Here is a 23606-nt window from a genome sequence, read left to right as displayed (position 1 = left end):
TCTGAGTTCGACTCGGTATTTCACGTCGGCGTAACTCTCCCAAACATCTCGGTCAGTCCCCTCTCCCTACGGGCGGTTCGACGTTTTGGGAGAGCTAGGGTGAGGGGCTCTTGATCTTCAGCCCGAACACTGAGCCTCGGCGAAGTGCCGTACGCCGGGGGGCAAGCCTTTTGCCTTGCTTTTCGGCGTTTGGAAAAGTGAGTCGCTGTAAGAGCGAAACCGCAAGAAGCCCTAACCGCAGCAACGGATATGCCCCCAAACCCAAACCCAAACCCAAATCCAAACCCCAACCCCCCAAGCTGTTTCAGGCCGCAGAATCCTCCATTCCCCCTCACTGCTCCTGCGCCCGATAAGCCCCCGGAGTCAGCCCCGTCCACTTCTTGAAAGCGCGGTGAAACGCCGAAGGCTCGGAAAACCCCAACTGCTCGGCAATCTGCTGCAACGACAGATCCGCCCGCCCCAAATGATAAATGGCGATATCCCGCCGCAACTGATCCTTCAACTCCTGAAAACTGCTGCCTTCCTCACGCAAATGCCGACGCAACGTCTGCGGGCTGATATGCATATGCGCCGCCACTGCCTCAAGATCCGGCCAACTCGCACTGTCGCGGCTGAGCAAACGGCGCAAGCGGCTGGTCAGGCTGTCGCCATCGTCCGGGCGTGAAAGCAAGTCGGCGGGGGAGCGTTCGAGGAAATGCTTGAGCGTGCGTTCGTCCTGTAACAACGGCATGGACAGATAACGGCTGTGAAACAGCAGGCTGCTCTGCTCGCTGCCGAACATCATCGGGCAAGGGAACAGCAAATCGTATTCAGCCCCGTGCTCGGGGCGCGGATAGCTGAATGTCACCTGTTCCAGGCGAATCCGCTGGCCAATCAGCCAACTGCCAAGCCGATGCCAGATCACCAGCAAACTCTCGGTGAGAAAGTGATCCGGATCCCACAATTGCGAATCATCGAGGCTCAAACGCACCCATTCGTCTTCGCGGCTCAGGGTCAGGCGCGGGCCCTGCGGGAATAAGCTATAAAACAATAAACCACGTTGCAGAGCCTTCTCCAGATTGCGGCAGTGGATCGAGGCGTGGCACATCATCGCGAAGCTGCCGGGCTTGCTCGGTGCGTTGCCGAAACCCAGGTATTCATCGTCCAGCGCCAGCCACAGGCCTTGGATCAACTGAGTGAACTGTTCGGGCGCGAGGCGTGCGCGAGGCTCGTCGAGCAATTCCGGGTTGATGCCCAATTGCAGCAGCAGGCCCGAATAGTCGAACCCCAGGCGGCGTGCGCCACCGAGGGCGGCACGGGCGAAATGACTGGCGATGGTGCGTTCGCGCATAAGCGGCAAATCCTTCCTCTGGCGCCGGATGGTAGCCGGGGGCGGTTTGAGCAACAAGGCGGATTTCCGCCAAATTGTAGGACGAGAAACGGCGAGTTGGCGGAAATCCGCCACATACAAGTCACCAAACGGTGACACTGAAAAGGCCTGCAGCCCTTGATGTCAAAAGGCTTGCTGCGAAATGCACCAAAGTGGCACGGCGTTTGCGATTAAAAGCGACAGAAGCGTGCGTTTATCCCGTCCGGAAAACGCCGCTCCAACAACAAATCCCTCCAGTGCAGGAGGGTTCGCAATTCAGGTTTCGCGGCGTAACAGATGGATGTTGCCACGCGGGGCTCTTGAGGAAACATGCAATGACGACTCGTCAGCCACTGTACAAATCCCTGTATTTCCAGGTGATCATCGCAATCATCATCGGTATCGCGCTCGGTCATTACTACCCGCAGTTCGGTGTGGCCGTAAAGCCGCTGGGTGACGGGTTCATCAAACTGATCAAAATGATCATCGCTCCAATCATCTTCTGCACCGTGGTCAGCGGCATCGCCGGCATGCAGAGCATGAAGTCTGTCGGCAAGACCGGTGGTTACGCACTCCTGTACTTCGAAATCGTCTCGACCATCGCTCTGCTGGTCGGTCTGGTCGTGGTCAACATCGTGCAGCCGGGCAACGGCATGCACATCGACGTTGCTACCCTCGATGCCTCGAAAGTCGCCTCCTACGTCGCAGCTGGCGCTGACCAGAGCGTTGTCGGCTTCCTGCTCAACGTGATCCCGACCACTATCGTCGGCGCGTTCGCTACGGGCGACATCCTGCAAGTGCTGATGTTCTCGGTGATCTTCGGTTTCGCCCTGCACCGCCTGGGTGCCTACGGCAAGCCGATCCTCGACTTCATCGATCGCTTCGCTCACGTGATGTTCAACATCATCAACATGATCATGAAGCTCGCGCCAATCGGTGCCTTCGGTGCGATGGCGTTCACCATCGGTGCCTACGGTGTCGGCTCGCTGGTGCAACTGGGTCAACTGATGATCTGCTTCTACATCACTTGCCTGCTGTTCGTGCTGATCGTGCTCGGCGGTATCGCCCGCGCTCATGGCTTCAGCGTACTGAAGATGATCCGCTACATCCGTGAAGAGCTGCTGATCGTCCTCGGCACCTCGTCGTCGGAATCGGTACTGCCACGCATGCTGATCAAGATGGAGCGTCTGGGCGCGAAGAAATCGGTAGTGGGTCTGGTGATCCCGACCGGTTACTCGTTCAACCTCGACGGTACCGCGATCTACCTGACCATGGCCGCCGTGTTCATTGCTCAGGCAACCGACACGCACATGGACATCACTCACCAGATCACTCTGCTGGTGGTGTTGCTGCTGTCCTCCAAAGGCGCAGCCGGTGTGACCGGTTCGGGCTTCATCGTGCTGGCAGCGACCCTGTCGGCGGTAGGTCATCTGCCGGTGGCCGGTTTGGCGCTGATCCTCGGTATCGACCGCTTCATGTCCGAAGCACGTGCACTGACCAACCTGGTCGGTAACGCTGTGGCGACCATCGTCGTAGCCAAGTGGGTCAAAGAGCTGGACACCGACGTACTCGACGCCGAACTGGCTTCGGGTGGCCGCGGTATCGCTGATACCCGCCCTGAAGATGACCTGGGTGTGGCTGAAGGCCCAACCCCGAGCAGCGTCAAGTAACTGCATTGGGTAACATCCTGTGGCGGGGGAGCTTGCTCCCTCGCCACAGATGGACTGAAAAACCTGCTTTGGCAGGTTTTTTATTGCCTGCGATTTGAGCGTAACGGTCACACCCGCTGACATATCCGGTGATTGCTGCATCGGCAATGGCTGCCTAGGCTGAGTGCATCGTCCAAGGAGCTTGCCCATGTCTGCACCGCTGGCCTCACTGAAGATTCTCGATTTCTCGACGTTGTTGCCCGGCCCCTTCGCCTCGCTGTTGCTGGCGGACATGGGCGCCGAGGTACTGCGTATCGAATCGCCGACGCGCATGGATCTGCTGCGGGTCTTGCCGCCGCACGATGGTGGGGTATCGGCCAGTCATGCGTATCTGAACCGCAATAAACGCAGCCTGGCGCTGGACCTGAAGCAGCCCGAGGCGCTGAACGTGATCAAGCAGTTGCTGGCCGATTACGACATCGTCCTGGAGCAATTTCGCCCCGGTGTGATGGAGCGTCTGGGCCTGGGTTACGAAGCGTTGAAGGCGATCAACCCGAAGCTGATTTACGTATCGATCACCGGTTACGGCCAGACCGGGCCGTACAAGGATCGCGCCGGGCACGACATCAATTACCTGGCGCTGGCCGGGCTCTCCAGCTACACCGGCCGCGCCGACAGCGGGCCGTTGCCGCTGGGCATGCAGGTGGCGGATATCGCCGGCGGCTCGCTGCATGGCGTGATCGGTCTGCTCGCGGCGGTAATTGCCCGACAACAGAGCGGGCAGGGCACGCACCTGGACGTGAGCATGACCGATTGCGCGTTCAGCCTGAATGCCATGGCCGGTGCGGGTTATCTGGCTTGTGGCGTTGAGCCTGAGTGGGAAGATCAGATGCTCAATGGCGGCAGCTTTTACGACTATTACCGTTCGCGGGATGGGCGCTGGATGTCGGTGGGCAGTCTGGAGCCGGGGTTCATGCAACAACTGTGTTCGGCACTGGGGCGGCCGGAGTTGGCGGCGCAGGGGTTGTCACCCAGGCCCGAGCAGCAGCAAGCGTTGAAAGAGGCGTTGAAGGTCGAGTTCGAGAAGCATGATTTTACTGAACTGTGCGAGCTATTCGCTGGGATCGATGCGTGTGTCGAGCCGGTGTTGAGTGTCGGTGAGGCCGTGCGCCATCCGCAGTTGCAGGCGCGTGAACTGGTGACGCAGGTGCCGCGTGGGGATGGCACGGCGCAGGCGCAGATGGCCTGTCCATTGAAGTTTTCCGAGGCGTTGCCGGCGCCGCGGCATGTTGGCGCGGTGTTGGGGCAGCATACGGATCAGGTGTTGGCGGAGTTGGGATTTAGTCCTGAGCGGATTGCTGAATTGCGTTCAGCCAAGGTCATTCTCTAGCGCCTATACCGGCTCTTTCGCGAGCAGGCTCACTCCCACAGGTGAATGCATTTCAAGGTGGGAGCGAGCCTGCTCGCGAAGAGGTCAGTGTGACCGACACAGATTGTGATCATTCCACCCGCATCTCACCACTGAACACCAACGTGTTGCGGCATCGGCGACACAAATACCGCCGCCCCTGCCGCACCAAGCTATGGCGCTGCGCCGAGAATGGAAAATCACTGTCCACACACGGGCACTTGTAGATATAGCGCGTCACACTGCGGCGCTTGATCGCATAAGTGTGGCAACGATCCGGTGGCAGTTCGTAAACGCCGCGCATGATCAATTGCCACTCTTCGCCATGCGGCTGGATACGGTCGCCAAACAATTGGTGGGCGATCAAGTGCGCGACTTCGTGGGCCACGGTCTGCTTGAGGAAATGCTCGGTGTTTTCCCGGTACAACTGAGGATTGAAGCGCAGCAGATTCTCGTGCAGATGAGCGACACCGGCTTTTTGCCCGCGCAGCTTGAGACTGACGACGGGGCGTGGGAAATGACGTTTGAAAAAGGATTCAGCGAGTTGGTAACAGTCTTCGACGCGGGTATTGAGTTGCTCGGGCATGCTTGATGGATCTCCAGAGGCGTCGAGTATGCCGCAACCCTGAGGACTTGCGAATCGCCGAGCTGCCGAATGGTCATCCTGCAAATGACAAGGCCGCCTCGCGGCGGCCTCTGGTTAGTCTGTCGTGTCAGTTCGTATAGACGGGACCAACGCCCAGTCCCCAGACAATCACGGTGAACGCCATGATGGCGACCAGTACCACCAGACCCACCGCCAGTACCGAGCTCGAGAACAGAAAACCTTCATCCGACGGAATATTCATGAAGGTCGGCAGCCCCACATACAACAGGTAAACCGTGTAGCAGATGGCCGCTGTGCCGACGATCATCCCCAGCCACATATGCGGGTACAGCGCCGCCAGCCCACCGACAAACAACGGTGTCGCGGTGTAAGTGGCGAAGGCCACGCAACGGGCCAGGCTCGGGTTGGCGTCGTAAGTGCGGGCCATCCAGTGCACGAAGGCACCCATCACCGCGACACCGCCGAGCATTGCCAGGTACGACATGACGGTCATCCACACAGCGCTTTCAACGGTGAGCATCACCGGCGCGCGGTTGCCGATCACCCAGCCGACCTGCGTGGTTCCGATAAACGCCGAGACAGCGGGGATCGCCGCCAGAATCAGCGTGTGCGTGAGGTACATGTGGCTGATGCTTTCCTCTTGGTCGCCACGGATTTCCTTCCATTCCTGATCGGGGTGGGTAAAAAGTCCCACTACGTGATGGATCATGCCAGTCACTCCTCTTGTTATTGCCATCGCCCCCCAACGGAGCGCCTACGGGCCAACGAGGCCGAGCAAATTCAGGTCTTTAGATGTGTGCGACCTTATGTCGCAGTATAGAAAGGACTTAACCGCACAGGTAATAGGGGCTTAGAGCAAATCGCGCTGTAAACACATGGCTTAATCGCCTTGAGGTCTTGTGGGGACGGCATTTTTTAGCTTGAAACACTTTTGTGGCGAGGGTATTTATCCCCGTTCGGCTGCGCAGCAGTCGCCAAGCAATACACCGCACAGTGTCAGGCAAACCGAGGTCGCAGGTTTTGGGGCTGCTTCGCAACCCAACGGGGATAAATCCCCTTGCCACAGGTGCTTCGCGCATCCAGGGTTTTTGCGTAAAATGCCGGCCTTTCGTCACACCTCACGGATTTCGCGTCATGGGCACTCTTACGGTCAACCAGAACAAACTGCAAAAGCGCCTGCGCCGTCAGGCCGGCGAAGCGGTTGCTGACTTCAACATGATTGAAGACGGCGACAAGGTCATGGTCTGCCTGTCCGGGGGCAAGGACAGCTACACCATGCTTGATGTGCTGCTGCACCTGCAGAAGGTTGCGCCGATCAAATTCGAGATCGTCGCGGTGAACATGGACCAGAAACAGCCGGGCTTTCCCGAGCACGTGCTGCCGGCCTATCTGAAAGAGTTGGGTGTCGAGTACCACATCGTCGAGAAAGACACGTACTCGGTGGTCAAGGAACTGATCCCGGAAGGCAAGACCACGTGCTCGCTGTGCTCGCGCCTGCGTCGCGGCACGCTGTACACCTTCGCCGACGAAATCGGCGCGACCAAAATGGCCCTCGGTCATCACCGTGACGACATCGTCGAGACGTTTTTCCTCAACATGTTCTTCAACGGCAGCCTCAAGGCGATGCCACCGAAGCTGCGCGCCGATGACGGCCGCAACGTGGTGATCCGCCCGCTGGCCTACTGCAACGAGAAAGACATTCAGGCCTATTCGGACTTGAAGGCATTCCCGATCATCCCGTGCAACCTCTGCGGTTCGCAGGAAAACCTGCAGCGTCAGGTGGTCAAGGAAATGCTTCTGGACTGGGAACGCAAGACGCCCGGTCGAACTGAAAGCATCTTCCGCAGTCTGCAGAACGTGATCCCGTCGCAACTGGCCGACCGCAACCTGTTCGACTTCACCAGCCTGAAGATCGACGAGACGGTGGCTTCGCGCTTCGTCAACGTGGTCAACCTCTAATCAAAACTGTGGGAGTGGCCTGTGGTGAGGGAATTTAGCGAAACGTCGCACCGCCCCGTTGGGCTGCGCAGCAGCCCCAGTCTATTCTGGGAGCGCTTCGCGCTCCAACGGGGATGATTCCCCTCGCCACAGGGCCCGACATCAGTTTTTTTATTCAATTAACCAGGAGAGGGCATGCGCGATTACAAGTGGCTGCACGAATACTGTCTGAACCGCTTCGGTTCGGCAGCTGAACTGGAAGCCCATCTGCCCGTTCCCAATACCCCGGCGCAACTGCGCAAAATCAGCGACGACCGCTACCTTTCGACCATGGCCCTGCGGGTGTTCCGTGCCGGGCTCAAGCACAGTCTGGTCGACGCCAAGTGGCCGGCCTTCGAAGAAGTGTTCTTCAAGTTCGACCCGGAAAAAGTCGTGCTGATGAGTGCCGAACACCTTGAACGCCTGATGCAGGACGCGCGGATCATCCGCCACCTGGGCAAGCTCAAAAGCGTGCCGCGCAATGCGCAGTTCATTCTCGATGTCGAGAAAGACAAGGGCAGTTTCGGCGCGCTGATCGCTGACTGGCCGGTGACGGATATCGTCGGTCTGTGGACGTACCTGAAAAAGCACGGCCATCAACTGGGCGGGCTGTCGGCGCCACGATTTTTGCGCATGGTCGGCAAGGATACGTTCGTGCCGAGCTACGACGTGGTCGCGGCGCTGAATGCGCAGAAGATCGTCGACAAGGTGCCGACCAGTCAGCGCGATCTGGCGATGGTGCAGGACGTGTTCAATCAATGGCACGAACAGAGTGGCGGGCGAGCGATGAGCCAGATATCGATGATGCTCGCGTATACCGTCAATCATTGAAACCGAGTCGGCCCAATCGCGAGCAGGCTCACTCCTACAGGGGGCTGTGAACGCCTATCCCTTGTGGGAGCGAGCCTGCTCGCGAAGACGATTTGTCAGGTGACGCTGATCTCGCCTTCACCCGCCAGTTTGCGATTCAACTGATACCGCCAGCGCACATACAGCAGCGCCGAGCAGAACACCGCCAGGCTCGCTGCCATCTCCAGCACACCAAACAGCTGCCTGTTCGGGTCATACGCCGCCAGTGCGCCTTTGATGAAATACAGATTCACCACAAAGCACATCCACGAGTGAGCCCGCGCGCTCCCCATGATCATCGCTGGCGCAAGGACGATCCACGGGATCAACTCGACCAGTAGAATCACCCAGGGCCGCGCGCCATGCAGGTCAGCGAACACCAGGTAATAAGCGGCGAGTAATCCGGCCAGAGCGAAAAAGCTCAGCAGACTGATCACCCGCATGGCCTTCACCCGCGGCTCCAGCCATGCGACCGAGGGCAGGATTTTCGGCTTCTTCGCCACCGTCAGCCCTCCAGTTTCTGCGCAGTCTTGGCCAGACGCAGACCGAGCGCGCGACACAACGCCACTTCGTGCTGATCGAGGCCACTTTTGCCGTCTGCCCCCGCGTGGTGGCTGGCGCCATAAGGCGTGCCACCTCCCTGGGTTTCGAGCAATGCCGATTCGCTGTAAGGCAGGCCGGTGATCAGCATGCCGTGGTGCAGCAGCGGCAGCATCATCGACAGCAGGGTGGTTTCCTGGCCGCCATGCAGGCTGGCGGTAGAAGTGAACACGCCGGCCGGCTTGCCGACCAGTGCGCCGGTCAGCCACAGGTTGCTGGTGCCATCGAGAAAGTACTTCAGTGGCGCGGCCATGTTGCCGAAGCGCGTCGGACTGCCGAGGGCCAGACCGGCGCAATTCTTCAGGTCATCGAGGGTCGCGTAGAGCGCGCCTTCATCCGGGATCTGCGGCGCGACTGCTTCGCACTCGGTGGAGATCGCCGGCACGGTGCGCAGGCGGGCCTCGAGGCCGGCCTGTTCGACACCACGGGCAATCTGTCGGGCCATCTCGTTGGTCGAGCCGTTGCGGCTGTAATACAGCACCAGAATGTACGGCGCGCTCACGGCAACAACTCCAGAATGTTTTCCGGTGGACGGCCGATGATGGCTTTGTCGCCGACTTCAAGAATCGGCCGCTCCATCAGCTTTGGATGTTCGGCGATGGCAGCGATCAATTCCGCTTCGCTGAGGCTTTCGTCAGCGAGCTGAAGCATTTTGTATTCATCTTCCCCAGTGCGCAGCAGTTGCCGTGCGCTGATCCCCAGCTTGCCGAGCAGGGCCTTGATTTGCGCCGCGTTCAGCGGGGTTTCGAGGTAGCGCACGACGTTTGGCGTCAAGCCGCGAGCTTCAAGAAGTTCCAGCGCGCCGCGGGATTTCGAGCAGCGCGGATTGTGATAAAGCGTCAGATCGGTCATGGCGGGTCGCTTCTGGCGTAAAGTGGCGGCTATTCTAACTGTGCAGCGCGCAATCCAGAACCGTCAGAGGCGATGGGTCGCAGGCGCCTTCAAATTTTCACAAGGAACACGACATGACACGGCGATTGGCAGCGGCATTGACGATAATCGGGGCGTTGATGCTGGGGGGCTGCGGCAATGATTACGGTATCGACCAGAACGGTCAGAAAGTCGCCTCCGAGCGTTTGGACAAACAATGGGTCGTACTCAATTACTGGGCCGAATGGTGTGGTCCGTGCCGCACGGAAATTCCCGAGCTTAACCATTTGGCTGACGAACTCAAGAGCAAGAATGTCGGGGTATTCGGGGTCAACTTCGACAATGTGCAGGGTGTCGAGTTGAAGGACGCCAGCGAGAAGCTCGGCATCAAGTTCACCGTGTTGGCGCAGGATCCTGCGGAACTGTTCGAGCTGCCGCGCAGTGAAGCCTTGCCGGTGACGTACATCATCGACAACAAGGGCAAAGTGCGTGAACAGTTGATGGGTGAGCAGACGGCGGCGGGAGTGATGGCCAAACTCGAAGCGTTGCAGGCGACCAAGTGAGTTGTCGCTGAAGAGCAACCCTCACCCCAGCCCTCTCCCAAAGAGAGAGGGGGCCGACCGGGGTGTCTGGCGATTTACATCGACCTGAAAGTACCAGTCGATTTGGAATCGGCGAAGCGACATCAAGTCGACTCAAAGACGACGAAGTAACATCAAGTCGATTTTGGATTCACCAGCACAGGATCATTTCGGCGTATCTCTGGAGTATCCCCCAATCAGTCCCCTCTCCCTATGGGAGAGGGTTAGTGAGGGGCTTGGCGATCTAAAAGATCAACCCTCTTCCAGCCACCACCGCAACGGCTTGCCTTCCGCCGGCCAGAAGCGCATCTGGTCGATCGGCGAAATGTCCCAGCGCTCGACATGTTCCAGCGCCTGCAGGAAGCGTTGCTCCTGCTCCATCAACGCCGGTGCGCAGAGTTTGCGGGTCTTGCCTATCTTGCCGAAGCTGATCTTGTCGCCGTCCAGCGTGTACGGCGCAAACCAATGGTTGCAGCCGCCGTTGCCGTAAGCGCGGCCGTCATCGCCGAGGGTGACGGTCAGGTGGCTGTAATCCATCAATGGCCGCTCGCCGATCCACTCCAGAATGTAGCTGCGGTTCTGTTGCAGTTGCACAGGCTCCGCGGCGCAGCCTACAAGGCCGGCACCGACCAGAGCGGTCAGGGCAAGGCGTTTCATCACGCAGGCTCCTGGCATTTCGGGCACAGGTGCTTGTCGCCAACGGCTTTCCAGCCCAGCTCGGCGATGCGCGCGGTAGCTGCCGGTTTTTCAGCGGTTTTACCCAGCTTGGCGTCGACGGCAAATTCAAAGCTCAGCTCTTTGGCGCAGCTGTCGCAGTTGACCTGCCAGGTGTGGATCGCCAATTCGCCGAATACCGGGCCAGTGGTCATTGCGGTCCATTGACCTGGCGGATTGATCAGGTGGCGGACGGTTTCGACGGTCAGGCGCATGGACAAATCCTTGCTGCCTTTGAGCGTGACCAACAGCGCGTCACCGATGCGAATCGAGCCACCGTTGCCGGTCACTTGATAGCGGCCCGGAACCAGGGCGCGGCATTCGGTGAGGGTGTGTTGCGGGTTCATCAGGTTGTAGCGGAAATCGTGTTCGACCATGGGTCCTCCAAATATGCGCGACATGCTAGCACGGGCCCGGTTGCAGAATGATGTGCGCGTGCGACCTTCGATCTGGTTCAAATCGACTCGGCCCCATGGCAAACTGCCGCCCTCGACTCTGAAGGAACGGAACATGGCGCTGATCGAATGTTATGAATGCAAGCGCAGCATCAGTTCGCAAGCCGCCGCGTGCATTCACTGCGGCGCTCCGATGGCGCAGCAGGCAGCTCACGCTCACGCGCAGACTGTAGCGGCGCCTGCACGGGCATCGACGATTTCGTTCGGCAGCCTGCCGCGCAACAAGGCAGTACCGGAAGCGGTTGTGCCGCCAGCGTCGCCACCGTTGCCGAGCGCCATGTCCGCCACGGCGCAACCTCGACGTCAGCAGCAAGTCGGGCAAGGGGTTGAACTGCACATTAATGAAGACGGCAGCCGTCCCGTGGAAGGCTGGCTGAAAATCATGGTGTTCCTGCTGCCGATGGTGTTCGTCTGGTTCCTGCTGCGCCGCGGGCACTCGATGAAACAGCGTCTTTTCGGTTTTGGCTGGCTGGCGCTGTTGATTCTGGCGGCCTCGCTGTAAGCCGCTGACGCCTTACCCCTCGACCTGGTTTTGCGGCGTACCGGCCGCCCAGGTCGCAATGTTGTGCAAGGTGGTGGCGGCAATTGCGCCGAGCGCTTCATGCGTCAGAAAGGCTTGATGCGCGGTGATGATCACGTTCGGGAAGGTCAGCAAGCGCGCCAGCACATCGTCCTGCAAAGGCAGGTCGGAGCGGTCCTCGAAAAACAGTTGGGCTTCTTCCTCATACACATCCAGACCCAGATAGCCGAGTTGACCTTCTTTCAACGCGTCGATCAGTGCCGGCGTGTCCACCAGGCCACCCCGTCCGGTGTTGATCAGCATGGCGCCCGCTTGCATATGTGCCAGTGAGTCGCGGTTGATCAGGTGTTTGCTCTGCTCGTTGAGCGGGCAGTGCAGACTGATGATCCGTGATTGCGCGAGCAGCTCCGGCAGGCTCAGGTAACGCGCGCCCAAGGCCAGAACATCCGGGTTTGGATACGGATCGTAAGCCAGTAACTCACAACCGAAGCCGTGCATGATCTTCGCAAACGTCGCGCCGATCTGCCCGGTGCCGACAATGCCGACGGTTTTGCCGACCAGATCGAAACCGGTCAGGCCATGCAGGCTGAAATCGCCTTCGCGGGTGCGGTTATAGGCGCGGTGCAGGCGACGGTTCAAGGCAAGGATCAACGCCACCGCGTGTTCGGCCACTGCGTGCGGCGAATAGGCCGGAACGCGGACGACGGCCATTCCCAGGCGTTTGGCGGCAATCAGGTCAACGTGGTTGTAGCCCGCCGAGCGCAGGGCAATCAAACGTGTGCCGCCAGCGGCCAGGCGTTCCAGTACCGCCGCGCTGAGATCGTCATTGATGAATGCGCAGACGACCTCGTGCCCGTCGGCCAATGCGGCGGTGTCGAGGCTGAGGCGGGCCGCTTGAAAGTGCAGTTCGATATCGGCCGGGCCGTCGGCAGCGAGGAAGCTGTCGCGGTCGTAGGTCTGGCTGCTGAAAACGATCGTGCGCATGAAACCCTCCTGGAACATCGACGCGGGCTGAAATCACCCGCGACAACTTTAGCGCCCTTGAGCGGAAGCAGTATTGCCGTGGATCAGGCGCTGATCCGTGCCTGTGTGGCGAGACGATTGATCGAGCGTTCGAGCTCGTCCAGTGCTGCCGCCGCTTTGGGGTCGTCCTGCTTGAGCAGGGTCTCACTGCGTTGGCAGATCGCGCGCAATTGCGGTACGCCGCAGTAACGCGTGGCGCCGTGCAGACGATGCACCCGCTCAAGCAGTGCATTCTGATCGTGATTGTCGCGCGCGCTGCGAATGGCTTCGCGGTCGGCTTCCAGCGACGCCAGCAGCATTGCCAGCATGTCCGCCGCCAGATCAGCCTTGCCCGCGGCCAGGCGCAAGCCTTCCTCATGATCAAGTACCGGCAGTTCGTTATTGCCGGCCGCACTTTCGCTGGTTCGCTCCGGCCCTTGATTGCGCAGGGCCAGGCCGGTCCACTTGAGCACGACCTGCGCCAATTGCCGTTCGCTGATCGGCTTGGTCAGGTAATCGTCCATGCCGCTTTGCAGTAGCGCACGTTTTTCGTTGGCCATGGCGTGGGCGGTGAGGGCGACGATCGGCAGTGGTGTGCAATGCCGTTCGCCTTCCCATTGGCGGATGGTTTCGGTGCTCTGGCGGCCGTCCATGCCCGGCATCTGCACATCCATCAGCACCAGATCGAAGGATTCGCTCTGCACCGCTTTGACCGCTGCATAACCGCTCTCGACGGCAAGTACCTTGGCGCCCATGTCTTCGAGCAGGGTCTGCACCAGCAACAGGTTGGCCGGGTTGTCATCGACGCACAACACACGCGGCGCGCGACTCGACAGCGGCTCACCCGGTTCAGTGCGCGGCTGACGCGGGTTGACCAGATCGGCCAGCGCGCGACGCAATTTGCGCGTGCAGGCCGGTTTGGCCTGCAGCTGACTGTGCGGGTTGGGCACCGACAGATGAAACAGCGTCTGCTCGGTGGTCGGACACAGCACCAGCACTTTGCAGCCGAGGTGTTCGAGGTCCCAGATGTGCTGGTTCAAACGCTCCGGGAGCATGTCGTTGCTGGTGATGCCGATGACCGCCAGATCAATCGCCTGATCGGTCTGATGAGCGCCAGTGACACCGTTACTCAGGCTTTCCAGAGTGTTGAACGGCGTGACGTCGAGGCCACAGTCTTCCAGTTGATGCTGCAGAGCCTGGCGCGCCAGTTCATGGTTTTCCAGCACTGCCACGCGGCGACCGAGCAATGGCGCAGCCGGCAGGTCCTCGGCGTCGTCGCGGGCTTTCGGCAGGCTCAGGCTGATCCAGAATTCCGAGCCTTCGCCCGGCGTACTGTCGACACCGATTTCACCGCCCATCTGTTCGATCAGCCGCTTGGAAATCACCAGTCCCAACCCGGTACCACCGGGCTGGCGCGACAGCGAGTTGTCGGCCTGGCTGAAAGCCTGGAACAGCGCGCGCACATCCTGACTCGACAGCCCGATGCCGGTGTCCTGAATGCTGATGCGCAACTGCACGCTGTCGTCGTTTTCTTCTTCGAGCATGGCGCGGGCGACGATGGTGCCTTCGCGGGTGAACTTGATCGCGTTGCTGACCAGATTGGTGAGGATCTGCTTCAGGCGCAGCGGGTCACCCACCAGCGACAGCGGCGTGTCGCGGTACACCAGGCTGACCAGTTCAAGCTGCTTGGCGTGCGCGGCAGGGGCGAGAATGGTCAGGGTGTCTTGAAGTAAATCGCGCAGGTTGAACGGAATGTGGTCGAGCACCAGTTTGCCGGCCTCGATCTTCGAGAAGTCGAGAATCTCGTTGATGATGCCTAGCAGGCTGTCGGCGGATTTTTCGATAGTGCCCAGGTAGTCGAGCTGGCGCGGGGTCAGCTCGCTTTTCTGCAATAAGTGCGTGAAGCCGAGAATACCGTTTAGCGGCGTGCGGATCTCGTGGCTCATGTTGGCGAGGAATTCGGATTTGATCCGGCTGGCCTCCAGCGCTTCTTTGCGCGCCAGATCGAGCTCGATGTTCTGGATTTCAATGGTTTCGAGGTTCTGGCGCACATCCTCGGTGGCCTGATCGACGCTGTGCTGGAGTTCTTCGCGGGCGTTTTGCAGGGTGCCGGCCATGCGGTTGATGCCCGACGCCAGTTCATCCAGCTCCTGACTGCCGAGCGGCGGCAAACGCGTTTCGAGGTGGCCGTCCTTGAGTTGCGCGACGGCTTGTTTGATCTGGCTCAGCGGACGGTTGATCGTCCGGCCCATGCGCAACGCGAGCAGTGCCGCGCCGGCCAGTCCGGCGGCAATCAGCAACAGGCTGGCAAACAGGCTGCGATAGCCGCGCAGCAACATGCCGTTGTGTGACAGCTCCAGTTCGACCCAGCCGAGCAGGCGCTCGGACTCTTGCGGAATCAGTTCGCCGGCAAGGTTGCGGTGCTTGCCGAACACCGGCATCAAGTAGCGCGTCGCGTCATTACCACTGCGCCGTTGCAGTTGGGCGCTGTCGCCGCTCGGAGCCTGATTGAGCATGGTCGGCCCGGCGTGGGCCAGCGGCGAGCGATCCGGCGCAAGGAACGTGACCGCACGCACGTCCGGTTGTTCGAGAGATTGAGTGGCGATGCGTTCGAGCAGGTCACTGTTGCCATGACCCATGGCGGGCGCCACCAGCGGCGCCAGTTGCTCGGCGATCATTTCGCCTCGCTGCATCAATTGGGTCTGCAAGTCGGACTGCTGCATCCAGGTGAAATAGCCACCCAGTACCAGCGCCATCAGGCTGGTTGGCAACAAGGTCAGCAATAACACGCGACCTTTGATTCCCAGTTTCTTGAGCACACCTGTCTCCTGCATCCCGCTGATCTGTTGACTCAAGCGTGCATCCGGCACGCGACATTGGCGCAGTGTAGCGATTTGCTCGCGGGCAATCTCCGGAAAAATAGTGTCGCCGTCGGTCTGCGCGAAGGTTGGCGTTTGTCCGGGCGGTCAACCTTGGGTTGCCCGATGCCCGGCAATCTTGAATAATCGCGCCCAACTGAGAATTACTTGCAGATACTCATGACTCCTGTTTCCGTTGGCCAGCCACGCATTCTTTCCATCGAAGACGATCCGGTGCTCGGTGCCTATGTTCACGAGCATCTGGGCCGCAGCGGCTTTCAGGTGACCTGGTGCCAGAACGGTCAGGAAGGTCTGAGTATCGCCAGGCGCCAGCCGTTCGACGTGGTGCTGATGGATATTCTGTTGCCGGGTATGGACGGCTTGAACGTGCTGACCCAGTTGCGCCAGAGCCATTCGACGCCGGTGCTGCTGATGTCGGCCCTCGGCGCCGAAGCCGACCGCATCAGTGGTTTCCGCTTGGGCGCCGATGATTATCTGCCCAAACCCTTCAGCATGGCCGAGCTGCATGTGCGCATCGAAGCCATTCTGCGCCGGGTTGCCCTTGATCGTCGCCCGGCCGCGCTCGCGCCATCGGTGCCGGTGGGCGCGCTGCGTTTCGACGAAGAACACTGCGATGTGTTCTACCGCGAGCAAGCGGCCGGTCTGACCCGCAGCGAATACCGCCTGCTGGAAACCCTCAACCGCAATGATGAAGAAGTGTTGAGCAAGGCCTTCCTTTATCAGCACGTGTTGCAGCGTGGCTACGCCGCCCACGATCGAAGCCTCGACATGCACATCAGCCAGATCCGTCGCAAACTCAAAGCCGTCGGTTATACCGAGCGCGAAGTGCGCACGGTGTGGGGCAAGGGTTATGTATTGAGCGCCGCCGATGAAGCTGTCTGAGCTGCCGGGTCGGCATTCGCTGTTCTGGAAACTGGCCTGCCTGCTGGTCGCATTTTGTCTGCTGATGATCTGGCTGAGCTGGTCGTGGGGCCGCTATATGGAGGAGCGCAATCAGTTTCTCTCCGACGAGGCGCGCGGCACGCTGAGCCGTTATGCCAGCGAAGCCGAGCGCGCCTGGCAGCGCGCCGAGCGTGATGGGGTCGACAGCTGGTTGCAGAGCATGGAGTTGCGCGAGGCTGGTTGGGTCGGCGTGATCAGCGGTAATTTGCAGTCGCTGAGCAGTGCGCCGTTGAACGAGCAGGAAGTTCAGCACATGACTTTTCTGCGCGGCCTCGACTGGCCGATTCACAAGCAAGGGCGGCCGTGGCTGCGCATTCCCTTCCCCAACGATCCATCCGCCGGCAGTCTGGTGATCGAGCTGCCCGAGCGTTTTTTGCCGGGCAAATACAGGCTGTTCTGGCGAGTAGTCACCAATGGCGTGATTCCGGGACTGTTCACTTTGTTGCTGTGTGTCGGGCTGTATCGCTTGCTCGTGGTGCCACTGAATAACCTGCGTGAGCAGGCCAATGCCTGGCGCGCCGATCAATTGAATGTGCGTCTGTCGAGCGGCATGACCCAGCGCCCGGATGAACTGGGTGAATTGGCCAGAGCGTTTGATTCCATGTCCGAGCGCCTGCAATCCACGGTCGGCCTGCAACAACAATTGCTGCGCGACCTGTCCCATGAGTTACGCACGCCCCTCAGCCGCCTGCGCGTGGCCAGTGAAAGTGAACAAGGCCTGCCGCAGTTGCGCGAACGCATCGGTCGTGAGGTCGATGGCATGCAGCGATTGGTCGAAGACACCTTGCAACTGGCCTGGCTCGACACGGACCGCACGCCATTGCCGGATGAAGCCATTCAGATTCAGGCCCTGTGGGAAATGCTCACCGATAACGCTTGCTATGAAAGTGGCTGGCAGAGTCTGCAATTGCAGTGCTCAGTGGAGGCATCGTGCTGGGTGCGCGGCAATCTGAATACCTTGGCGCAGGCGCTGGAGAACATTCTGCGCAATGCCATCCGGCATTCGCCAGCGGGCGGGATTGTGCGTCTCGATGGGCGACGCGAGGGCGATTACTGGCATTTGTGGCTCGAAGATCAGGGCGGCGGAGTGGCTGACGGGGATCTGGAGCGGATCTTTTCACCGTTTACCCGACTCGACGGTTCGCGACCGGGGGATGGCGGGTTCGGGTTGGGCTTGAGCATTGCGAGGAATGCGGTGCAGCGCCAGGGTGGACATCTTTGGGCGCAGAACAGCGGGGCCGGGTTGCGACTGAATTTGCGGTTGGTGGCTGATGATGGGGTTGCGTCGAATGACGCCTTCGCGAGCAGGCTCGCTCCCACATTGGAGCTGGGTTCACCGCAGGTTGTGTGAACGGCAGTTAATAGTGACATCACCGCTGACACTATTTTGCGAACGACACTACTCCTTGTGGGAGCGAGCCTACTCGCGAAGAGGCCCAGAGCATCACCACAAATAAACATGGCTCAATACAAAAGTCGCACCACTGGTGCGACTTTCAGTTGCTTATTCCCATAAACCATAAGCACCGCACTTTGCGTGATATGGCCTGCGCGGGTTTGCCGGTATGATAGGCGCCCCCGCACGTCTGGATTGCGAATACGCCATGACCCTGCAGTACCCAACCATCGCCGATTGCGTCGGCAACACTCCGCTGGTGCGTTTGCAGCGCCTGCCCGGTGCCACCAGCAATACCCTGTTGCTCAAGCTCGAAGGGAATAACCCGGCGGGTTCGGTCAAGGACCGTCCGGCGTTGTCGATGATCACTCGCGCCGAGTTGCGCGGGCAGATTCACGCCGGCGATACGCTGATCGAAGCAACTTCGGGCAACACCGGCATTGCGCTGGCCATGGCCGCCGCGATCAAGGGTTACAAGATGATCCTGATCATGCCGGACAACTCCAGCGCCGAACGTAAGGCGGCCATGACCGCTTACGGCGCGGAATTGATTCTGGTCAGCCAGGAAGAGGGCATGGAAGGCGCTCGCGATCTCGCTCAACGCATGGAAGCCGAAGGCCGTGGCAAGGTGCTCGATCAGTTCGCCAATGGCGATAATCCTGAAGCGCACTACACCACCACTGGCCCGGAGATCTGGCGTCAGACCCAGGGCAGCATCACCCATTTCGTCAGCTCCATGGGCACCACCGGTACCATCATGGGCGTCTCGCGCTACTTGAAAGAGCAGAGCGACAGCGTGCAGATCGTCGGTCTGCAACCGATGGAAGGCTCGGCCATTCCGGGCATCCGCCGCTGGCCGCAGGAATACCTGCCGAAGATCTATCAGGCCGACCGCGTCGACCGTATCGTCGACATGGCGCAAAGCGAGGCCGAGGACGTCACCCGTCGTCTGGCCCGCGAAGAAGGCATCTTCTGTGGTGTGTCCTCGGGCGGTGCGGTGGCAGCGATGCTGCGCTTGTCCAAAGAAGTTGAAAACGCGGTGATCGTCGCGATCATCTGCGACCGTGGCGACCGTTACTTGTCGACCGGCATTTTCGACGCGCCCAACTGATGGCCAAGCAAGAGAGAGGCCTGCGCTTTCAGCCCACCGGCGGCAGCAAGGCCGCGCAAATTCCGACCGGCAAAAAGCAGCGCTTGAGCATCGAGCGCCTGGCCAATGACGGTCGCGGTATCGCGTTCTTCGAAGGCAAAACCTGGTTCGTCCTCGGCGCCCTCGCCGGTGAAGAAGTCGAAGCACGGGTGCTCGGCGCCCACGGCAAAGTGGTCGAAGCGCGCACCGAGCGCGTGTTCAAGGCCAGTGAGTTGCGGCGCCCGGCACCGTGTCCGCATGCCGGGCGTTGCGGCGGTTGCAGCGTTCAGCATTTGCCCCACGGCGAACAGCTTGCCCTGAAACAGCGCATGCTCGCCGAGCAATTGTTGCGTGTTGCTGGTGTCGAACCTGAAGAGTGGGCAGCTCCGCTGACCGGCCCCGAATTCGGCTATCGCCGTCGCGCCCGGATTGCGGTGCGCTGGGACATGAAGGCAAAGAAACTCGAAGTGGGTTTCCGCGCGGCCGGCAGTCAGGACATTGTCGCGATCAGCGAATGCCCGGTGCTGGTACAGCCCTTGCAACCGATCATGACCCGTTTGCCGGAGATGCTCCGTCGTTTGAGCAAACCGCAGGCGTTGGGTCATGTCGAACTGTTCAGCGGTTCGTCATTGGCGCTGCTGTTGCGGCACATGGCGCCGTTGTCCGAAGCGGATCTGAGCATCCTCAAGGACTTCTGCCAGTTCCATGAAGCGCAACTGTGGCTGCATGGCGAAGGCGAGCCGCAACCGGTCGATGCGACCCAGTCGCTGGGCTATCGTCTGGAGCAGTGGGATCTGAATTTGGCGTACCGGCCCGGCGACTTTATCCAGGTCAATGCCGGCGTCAACGAGGCAATGGTGGCGCAGGCGCTGGACTGGCTGAAACCGGGGCGCGACGAGCGCGTGCTGGATCTGTTCTGCGGTCTGGGCAACTTCGCCTTGCCGCTGGCCAAAGCCGTGCGCGAAGTGGTGGCAGTGGAAGGCGTGCAGACCATGGTCGAGCGTGCGGCAGCGAATGCCGCCAGTAACAATTTGCATAACACAAAGTTTTTTCAAGCCGATTTATCCCAGCCTTTGAGCGATGCCCAGTGGATCGGAAACGGCTTTTCTGCGGTACTCTTGGACCCACCGCGTGACGGTGCTTTCGAGGTGGTTCGCAAGCTCGCGACCCTGGGTGCCAAACGGTTGGTGTATGTGTCGTGCAACCCTGCAACTCTGGCGCGCGATACGGTTGAATTGATCAAGCAGGGCTACCGGTTAAAACGTGCCGGGATTCTCGATATGTTTCCTCAGACGGCACATGTCGAGGCCATGGCGTTATTTGAAGCGAGCCAGGATGGCTCGTCTGAATCCGTCTGACCTGTCCGGTCAGCGCTCGCACCAGCCCCGCGAGCGCAAACGGGCAACAAGGGTCAGCGATTTGACGCATTGAATCTGCGTCGTAGGGAAGGTAAAGCAACATGGTACAGGTGAGAGCACACCAGCCGATCAACACTGACGGCAGTATCAATCTCGAGGCTTGGCTCGATCACGCGGTCAGTGTCGATCTGGCACTGGATCGCGAAGCCTTGAAAGAAGCCTGCGAGTTTGCTCGCGAGGCCGAACAACAGTCCAACGCCAAGAAAAATCTGTGGTCCGAAGGTTCCGGCAGTTTCAGTACCGGCCTTGAGATCGCCGAGATTCTCGCCGACCTCAAGCTCGATCAGGATTCGCTGGTCGCCGCGGTCCTGTACCGCGGCGTCCGAGAAGGCCAGATCGAGCTTGCGGCGGTTAGCCAGCGCTTCGGCCCGGTGGTGACCAAACTGATCGATGGCGTGCAGCGCATGGCCGCCATCAGTGCCAGCCTGAGTCCGCGCCAGTCGATGGTGATGGGCACGCAAGGGCAGGTGGAAAACCTGCGCAAGATGCTCGTGGCCATGGTCGACGATGTCCGCGTCGCACTGATCAAACTGGCTGAGCGTACCTGCGCCATTCGCGCGGTAAAAACCGCCGACGACGAAAAGCGTAACCGTGTCGCCCGGGAAGTCTTCGACATCTATGCGCCGCTCGCGCACCGGCTCGGCATCGGTCATATCAAATGGGAACTGGAGGACTTGTCCTTCCGTTACCTGGAACCTGATCAATACAAACAGATCGCCAAGTTGCTCCATGAGCGGCGGCTCGACCGTGAGCGTTTCATCGCTGACGTGATGACCCAGCTCAAGGACGAATTGCAGGCCACCGGCGTCGACGCCGACATCAGCGGCCGGGCAAAACACATCTATTCGATCTGGCGCAAAATGCAGCGCAAGGGTCTGGAATTCAGCCAGATCTACGACGTCCGTGCCGTGCGTGTGCTGGTGCCGGAAATGCGCGACTGCTATACCGCGCTCGGTATCGTCCACACCTTGTGGCGGCATATCCCGAAAGAGTTCGACGATTACATCGCCAACCCGAAAGAGAACGGCTACCGCTCGCTGCACACGGCAGTGATCGGCCCTGAGGGTAAAGTGCTTGAGGTGCAGATCCGTACGCACTCGATGCACGAAGAAGCCGAACTCGGCGTCTGTGCGCATTGGCGCTACAAAGGCACCGACGTCAAATCCGGTTCGAACCACTACGAAGAGAAGATCTCCTGGCTGCGTCAGGTGCTCGAGTGGCACGAGGAACTGGGCGACATCGGCGGTCTGGCCGAACAGCTGCGTGTCGATATCGAGCCGGATCGGGTCTACATCTTCACCCCCGACGGTCACGCCATCGACTTGCCCAAAGGCGCGACACCGCTGGACTTCGCCTACCGCGTACACACCGAAATCGGCCACAACTGCCGTGGCGCGAAGATCAACGGGCGTATCGTGCCGCTCAACTACAGCCTGCAGACCGGTGAGCAGGTCGAGATCATCACCAGCAAGCACGGCACGCCGAGCCGCGACTGGCTGAACTCCAACCTCGGTTACGTCACCACCTCGCGGGCGCGGGCGAAGATCGTTCACTGGTTCAAATTGCAGGCGCGTGATCAGAACGTCGCGGCCGGCAAAACCCTGATCGAGCGCGAACTCACGCGTCTCGGTCTGCCGGCGGTGGATTTCGACAAGCTGGCCGACAAGGCCAACATGAAAACCGCCGAAGACATGTTCGCCGCCCTCGGTGCTGGCGACTTGCGCCTCGCGCAGTTGGTCAACCTGGCGCAACAACTGGTCGAGCCGGAACGCGGCAACGAACAGCTGGAACTGATCCCGCGCAAAGCCACCGGCTACAAACCGGGCAAGCGCGGCGACATTCAGATCCAGGGCGTCGGCAACCTGATGACGCAGATGGCTGGCTGCTGCCAGCCGCTGCCGGGCGATGCAATTGTCGGTTACATCACCCAGGGCCGTGGCGTGAGCATTCACCGTCAGGACTGTGCGTCGGTGCTGCAACTGTCGGGGCGCGAGCCAGAGCGGATCATTCAGGTCAGCTGGGGGCCGGTGCCGGTGCTCACCTATCCGGTGGACATCATCATCCGCGCCTACGACCGTTCCGGTCTGTTGCGGGACGTCTCGCAGGTGTTGCTCAATGAGCGCATCAACGTGCTGGCAGTCAACACCCGCTCGAACAAGGAGGACAACACCGCGCTGATGTCCCTGACCATCGAGATTCCGGGGCTGGATGCGCTGGGGCGGTTGCTGGGGCGCATATCCCAGTTGCCAAACATCATCGAAACACGGCGCAACCGTACCCCGTGAAGAACGACGCCGATCAACTGTGGGAGCGAGCCTGCTCGCGAAGAGGGAGTGTCAGTCGACATCATTGTTGCAGACACACCGCTTTCGCGAGCAGGCTCGCTCCCACAAGGTTTTGTGGTGAGAGATAAATGATGTACAGCCTTGAAGACCTGCTCCATCTGATGAACCGTCTGCGTGATCCGCAGTACGGTTGCCCGTGGGACATCAAGCAAACCTACGCGACCATCGTTCCGCACACCCTCGAAGAAGCCTACGAAGTGGCCGACGCCATCGAGCGTGGCGATTTCGATCATTTACAGGGTGAGCTCGGTGATCTGTTGTTTCAGGTCGTCTATTACAGCCAACTGGCCCGGGAAGAAGGGCGCTTCGAGTTTGCAGGTGTGATCGACAGCATCACCCGCAAGTTGATCCGTCGTCATCCCCACGTGTTCCCGACCGGGGATTTGTACGCGCCGCTGGATGTTCCTCGTTTGACGGAAGATCAGGTCAAGCAGCGCTGGGAAGAGATCAAGGCCGAAGAACGTGCCGAGAAATCTGCCGCGCCAGAGCAGCTGTCATTGCTCGACGACGTGCCGGCCACGCTCCCGGCCCTGTCACGTTCAGCCAAGTTGCAGAAGCGCGCAGGGCAGGTCGGTTTCGACTGGCCAGATGCCTTGCCGGTGCTGGACAAGGTTCGTGAGGAGCTTGATGAAGTCCTCGAAGCCATGTCTGAAAACGATCCCGTCGCCGTGGCTGACGAGATCGGCGATCTGCTGTTTTCCGTGGTCAATCTGGCCCGGCATCTGAAGGTCGACCCGGAAACTGCCTTGCGTGGCGCCAACGGCAAGTTCGAAAGACGTTTCCGTTTTATCGAACAGGCATTGCGCGACACCCACCGTCCCATAGAAGATTGCACCCTCGAAGAGTTGGACGCCCTGTGGGGTGAAGCCAAACGTCAGGAAAAGAATGCGCCCAGCTGCGGCTGAGCAACTGCCCAA

Annotated in this window: 22 protein-coding genes; 12 read left to right on the top strand and 10 right to left on the bottom strand. The window is 60.1% G+C overall.

The window, feature by feature from the left end:
• Window positions 1-331: 331 nt before the first annotated feature.
• Window positions 332-1330, bottom strand: a complete 999-nt coding sequence (locus JFT81_RS29185) for an AraC family transcriptional regulator (RefSeq protein ID WP_201231081.1) — start codon at window positions 1328-1330, stop codon at window positions 332-334.
• Window positions 1331-1683: 353 nt separating this feature from the next.
• On the opposite strand from JFT81_RS29185, the gene JFT81_RS29180 reads away from it, so the two are divergent.
• Both JFT81_RS29180 and JFT81_RS29175 read left to right on the top strand, forming a co-directional pair.
• The gene (locus JFT81_RS29180; protein WP_201231080.1) at window positions 1684-3018 is read left to right on the top strand and encodes a dicarboxylate/amino acid:cation symporter; all 1335 of its coding nucleotides are present in this window, start codon (window positions 1684-1686) and stop codon (window positions 3016-3018) included.
• 187 nt (window positions 3019-3205) lie between these two features.
• Window positions 3206-4387, top strand: a complete 1182-nt coding sequence (locus JFT81_RS29175) for a CaiB/BaiF CoA-transferase family protein (RefSeq protein WP_201231079.1) — start codon at window positions 3206-3208, stop codon at window positions 4385-4387.
• A 109-nt stretch (window positions 4388-4496) separates the two neighbouring features.
• On the opposite strand, the gene JFT81_RS29170 is transcribed toward JFT81_RS29175, so the two are convergent.
• Both JFT81_RS29170 and JFT81_RS29165 read right to left on the bottom strand, forming a co-directional pair.
• The gene (locus JFT81_RS29170) at window positions 4497-4991 is read right to left on the bottom strand and encodes a SprT family zinc-dependent metalloprotease (protein WP_201231078.1); all 495 of its coding nucleotides are present in this window, start codon (window positions 4989-4991) and stop codon (window positions 4497-4499) included.
• Window positions 4992-5118: 127 nt separating this feature from the next.
• Complete coding sequence (locus JFT81_RS29165) at window positions 5119-5721, bottom strand: Yip1 family protein (protein WP_201231077.1); 603 nt, start codon at window positions 5719-5721, stop codon at window positions 5119-5121.
• Window positions 5722-6146: 425 nt separating this feature from the next.
• Here JFT81_RS29165 and ttcA point away from each other — a divergent pair, with 425 nt between their 5' ends.
• Together ttcA and JFT81_RS29155 are read left to right on the top strand one after the other, a co-directional pair.
• Window positions 6147-6971, top strand: coding sequence for a tRNA 2-thiocytidine(32) synthetase TtcA (ttcA, locus tag JFT81_RS29160; RefSeq protein ID WP_201231076.1), 825 nt, complete (start codon window positions 6147-6149; stop codon window positions 6969-6971).
• Between the two features lie 174 nt (window positions 6972-7145).
• Window positions 7146-7820, top strand: coding sequence for a DNA-3-methyladenine glycosylase I (locus tag JFT81_RS29155; RefSeq protein ID WP_201231075.1), 675 nt, complete (start codon window positions 7146-7148; stop codon window positions 7818-7820).
• 95 nt (window positions 7821-7915) lie between these two features.
• Here the strand turns inward: JFT81_RS29155 and JFT81_RS29150 are convergent, their stop codons facing one another.
• Genes JFT81_RS29150 through arsC form a run of 3 tightly spaced genes read right to left on the bottom strand, consistent with a single transcriptional unit; the run spans window position 7916 to window position 9290 of the window.
• On the bottom strand, window positions 7916-8341 hold the full coding sequence (locus JFT81_RS29150; protein ID WP_201231074.1) for a DUF2069 domain-containing protein: 426 nt from the start codon (window positions 8339-8341) through the stop codon (window positions 7916-7918).
• Between the two features lie 2 nt (window positions 8342-8343).
• Window positions 8344-8940: an NAD(P)H:quinone oxidoreductase gene (gene wrbA / locus JFT81_RS29145; protein WP_201231073.1), complete on the bottom strand. Its 597-nt coding sequence runs from the start codon at window positions 8938-8940 to the stop codon at window positions 8344-8346.
• On the bottom strand, window positions 8937-9290 hold the full coding sequence (gene arsC, locus JFT81_RS29140) for an arsenate reductase (glutaredoxin) (protein ID WP_201231072.1): 354 nt from the start codon (window positions 9288-9290) through the stop codon (window positions 8937-8939). The genes wrbA and arsC overlap by 4 nt, the downstream gene beginning before the upstream one ends.
• A gap of 113 nt (window positions 9291-9403) precedes the next feature.
• Here arsC and JFT81_RS29135 point away from each other — a divergent pair, with 113 nt between their 5' ends.
• Window positions 9404-9871, top strand: coding sequence for a TlpA disulfide reductase family protein (locus tag JFT81_RS29135; protein WP_007917494.1), 468 nt, complete (start codon window positions 9404-9406; stop codon window positions 9869-9871).
• A gap of 270 nt (window positions 9872-10141) precedes the next feature.
• Here the strand turns inward: JFT81_RS29135 and JFT81_RS29130 are convergent, their stop codons facing one another.
• Both JFT81_RS29130 and JFT81_RS29125 read right to left on the bottom strand, forming a co-directional pair.
• A complete protein-coding gene (locus JFT81_RS29130; protein ID WP_201231071.1) occupies window positions 10142-10546 on the bottom strand; it encodes an META domain-containing protein in 405 nt (134 codons plus the stop codon).
• Window positions 10546-10980: a hypothetical protein gene (locus tag JFT81_RS29125; protein WP_008079168.1), complete on the bottom strand. Its 435-nt coding sequence runs from the start codon at window positions 10978-10980 to the stop codon at window positions 10546-10548. Before JFT81_RS29125 ends, JFT81_RS29130 begins: the two co-directional genes overlap by 1 nt.
• 133 nt (window positions 10981-11113) lie before the next feature.
• Between JFT81_RS29125 and JFT81_RS29120 the strand changes: the two genes are divergently transcribed.
• Window positions 11114-11560, top strand: a complete 447-nt coding sequence (locus tag JFT81_RS29120) for a hypothetical protein (RefSeq protein ID WP_201231070.1) — start codon at window positions 11114-11116, stop codon at window positions 11558-11560.
• Between the two features lie 12 nt (window positions 11561-11572).
• Here JFT81_RS29120 and JFT81_RS29115 read toward each other — a convergent pair whose 3' ends face one another.
• On the bottom strand, window positions 11573-12562 hold the full coding sequence (locus JFT81_RS29115; protein ID WP_201231069.1) for a 2-hydroxyacid dehydrogenase: 990 nt from the start codon (window positions 12560-12562) through the stop codon (window positions 11573-11575).
• A gap of 83 nt (window positions 12563-12645) precedes the next feature.
• A complete protein-coding gene (locus tag JFT81_RS29110; RefSeq protein WP_201231068.1) occupies window positions 12646-15399 on the bottom strand; it encodes a response regulator in 2754 nt (917 codons plus the stop codon).
• Between the two features lie 219 nt (window positions 15400-15618).
• On the opposite strand from JFT81_RS29110, the gene JFT81_RS29105 reads away from it, so the two are divergent.
• From JFT81_RS29105 to mazG, 6 genes are all read left to right on the top strand, one after another.
• Window positions 15619-16341 (top strand): response regulator transcription factor, encoded by a 723-nt coding sequence (locus JFT81_RS29105; protein ID WP_201231067.1) that lies wholly within the window; start codon window positions 15619-15621, stop codon window positions 16339-16341.
• A complete protein-coding gene (locus tag JFT81_RS29100; RefSeq protein ID WP_201231066.1) occupies window positions 16328-17752 on the top strand; it encodes a sensor histidine kinase in 1425 nt (474 codons plus the stop codon). The genes JFT81_RS29105 and JFT81_RS29100 overlap by 14 nt, the downstream gene beginning before the upstream one ends.
• A 253-nt stretch (window positions 17753-18005) precedes the next feature.
• Window positions 18006-18908 (top strand): cysteine synthase CysM, encoded by a 903-nt coding sequence (gene cysM / locus JFT81_RS29095; protein ID WP_163004698.1) that lies wholly within the window; start codon window positions 18006-18008, stop codon window positions 18906-18908.
• Window positions 18908-20284 carry a 23S rRNA (uracil(1939)-C(5))-methyltransferase RlmD gene (gene rlmD, locus JFT81_RS29090; protein WP_201231065.1) on the top strand — a complete coding sequence of 459 codons (1377 nt, stop codon included), beginning with the start codon at window positions 18908-18910 and terminating at the stop codon, window positions 20282-20284. The genes cysM and rlmD overlap by 1 nt, the downstream gene beginning before the upstream one ends.
• A 101-nt stretch (window positions 20285-20385) precedes the next feature.
• Entirely contained in the window at window positions 20386-22629 is a 2244-nt protein-coding gene (relA, locus tag JFT81_RS29085) for a GTP diphosphokinase (RefSeq protein WP_201147687.1), read from the top strand.
• 131 nt (window positions 22630-22760) lie between these two features.
• Window positions 22761-23594 (top strand): nucleoside triphosphate pyrophosphohydrolase, encoded by an 834-nt coding sequence (gene mazG, locus JFT81_RS29080; RefSeq protein WP_201231105.1) that lies wholly within the window; start codon window positions 22761-22763, stop codon window positions 23592-23594.
• Window positions 23595-23606: the final 12 nt, after the last annotated feature.

The sequence above is a fragment of the Pseudomonas sp. TH43 genome, assembly GCF_016650635.1.
GTDB lineage: Bacteria > Pseudomonadota > Gammaproteobacteria > Pseudomonadales > Pseudomonadaceae > Aquipseudomonas.
The sequence above is the reverse complement of the archived record's forward strand: the minus strand, read 5'-3'. Positions and strand labels throughout refer to the sequence as shown.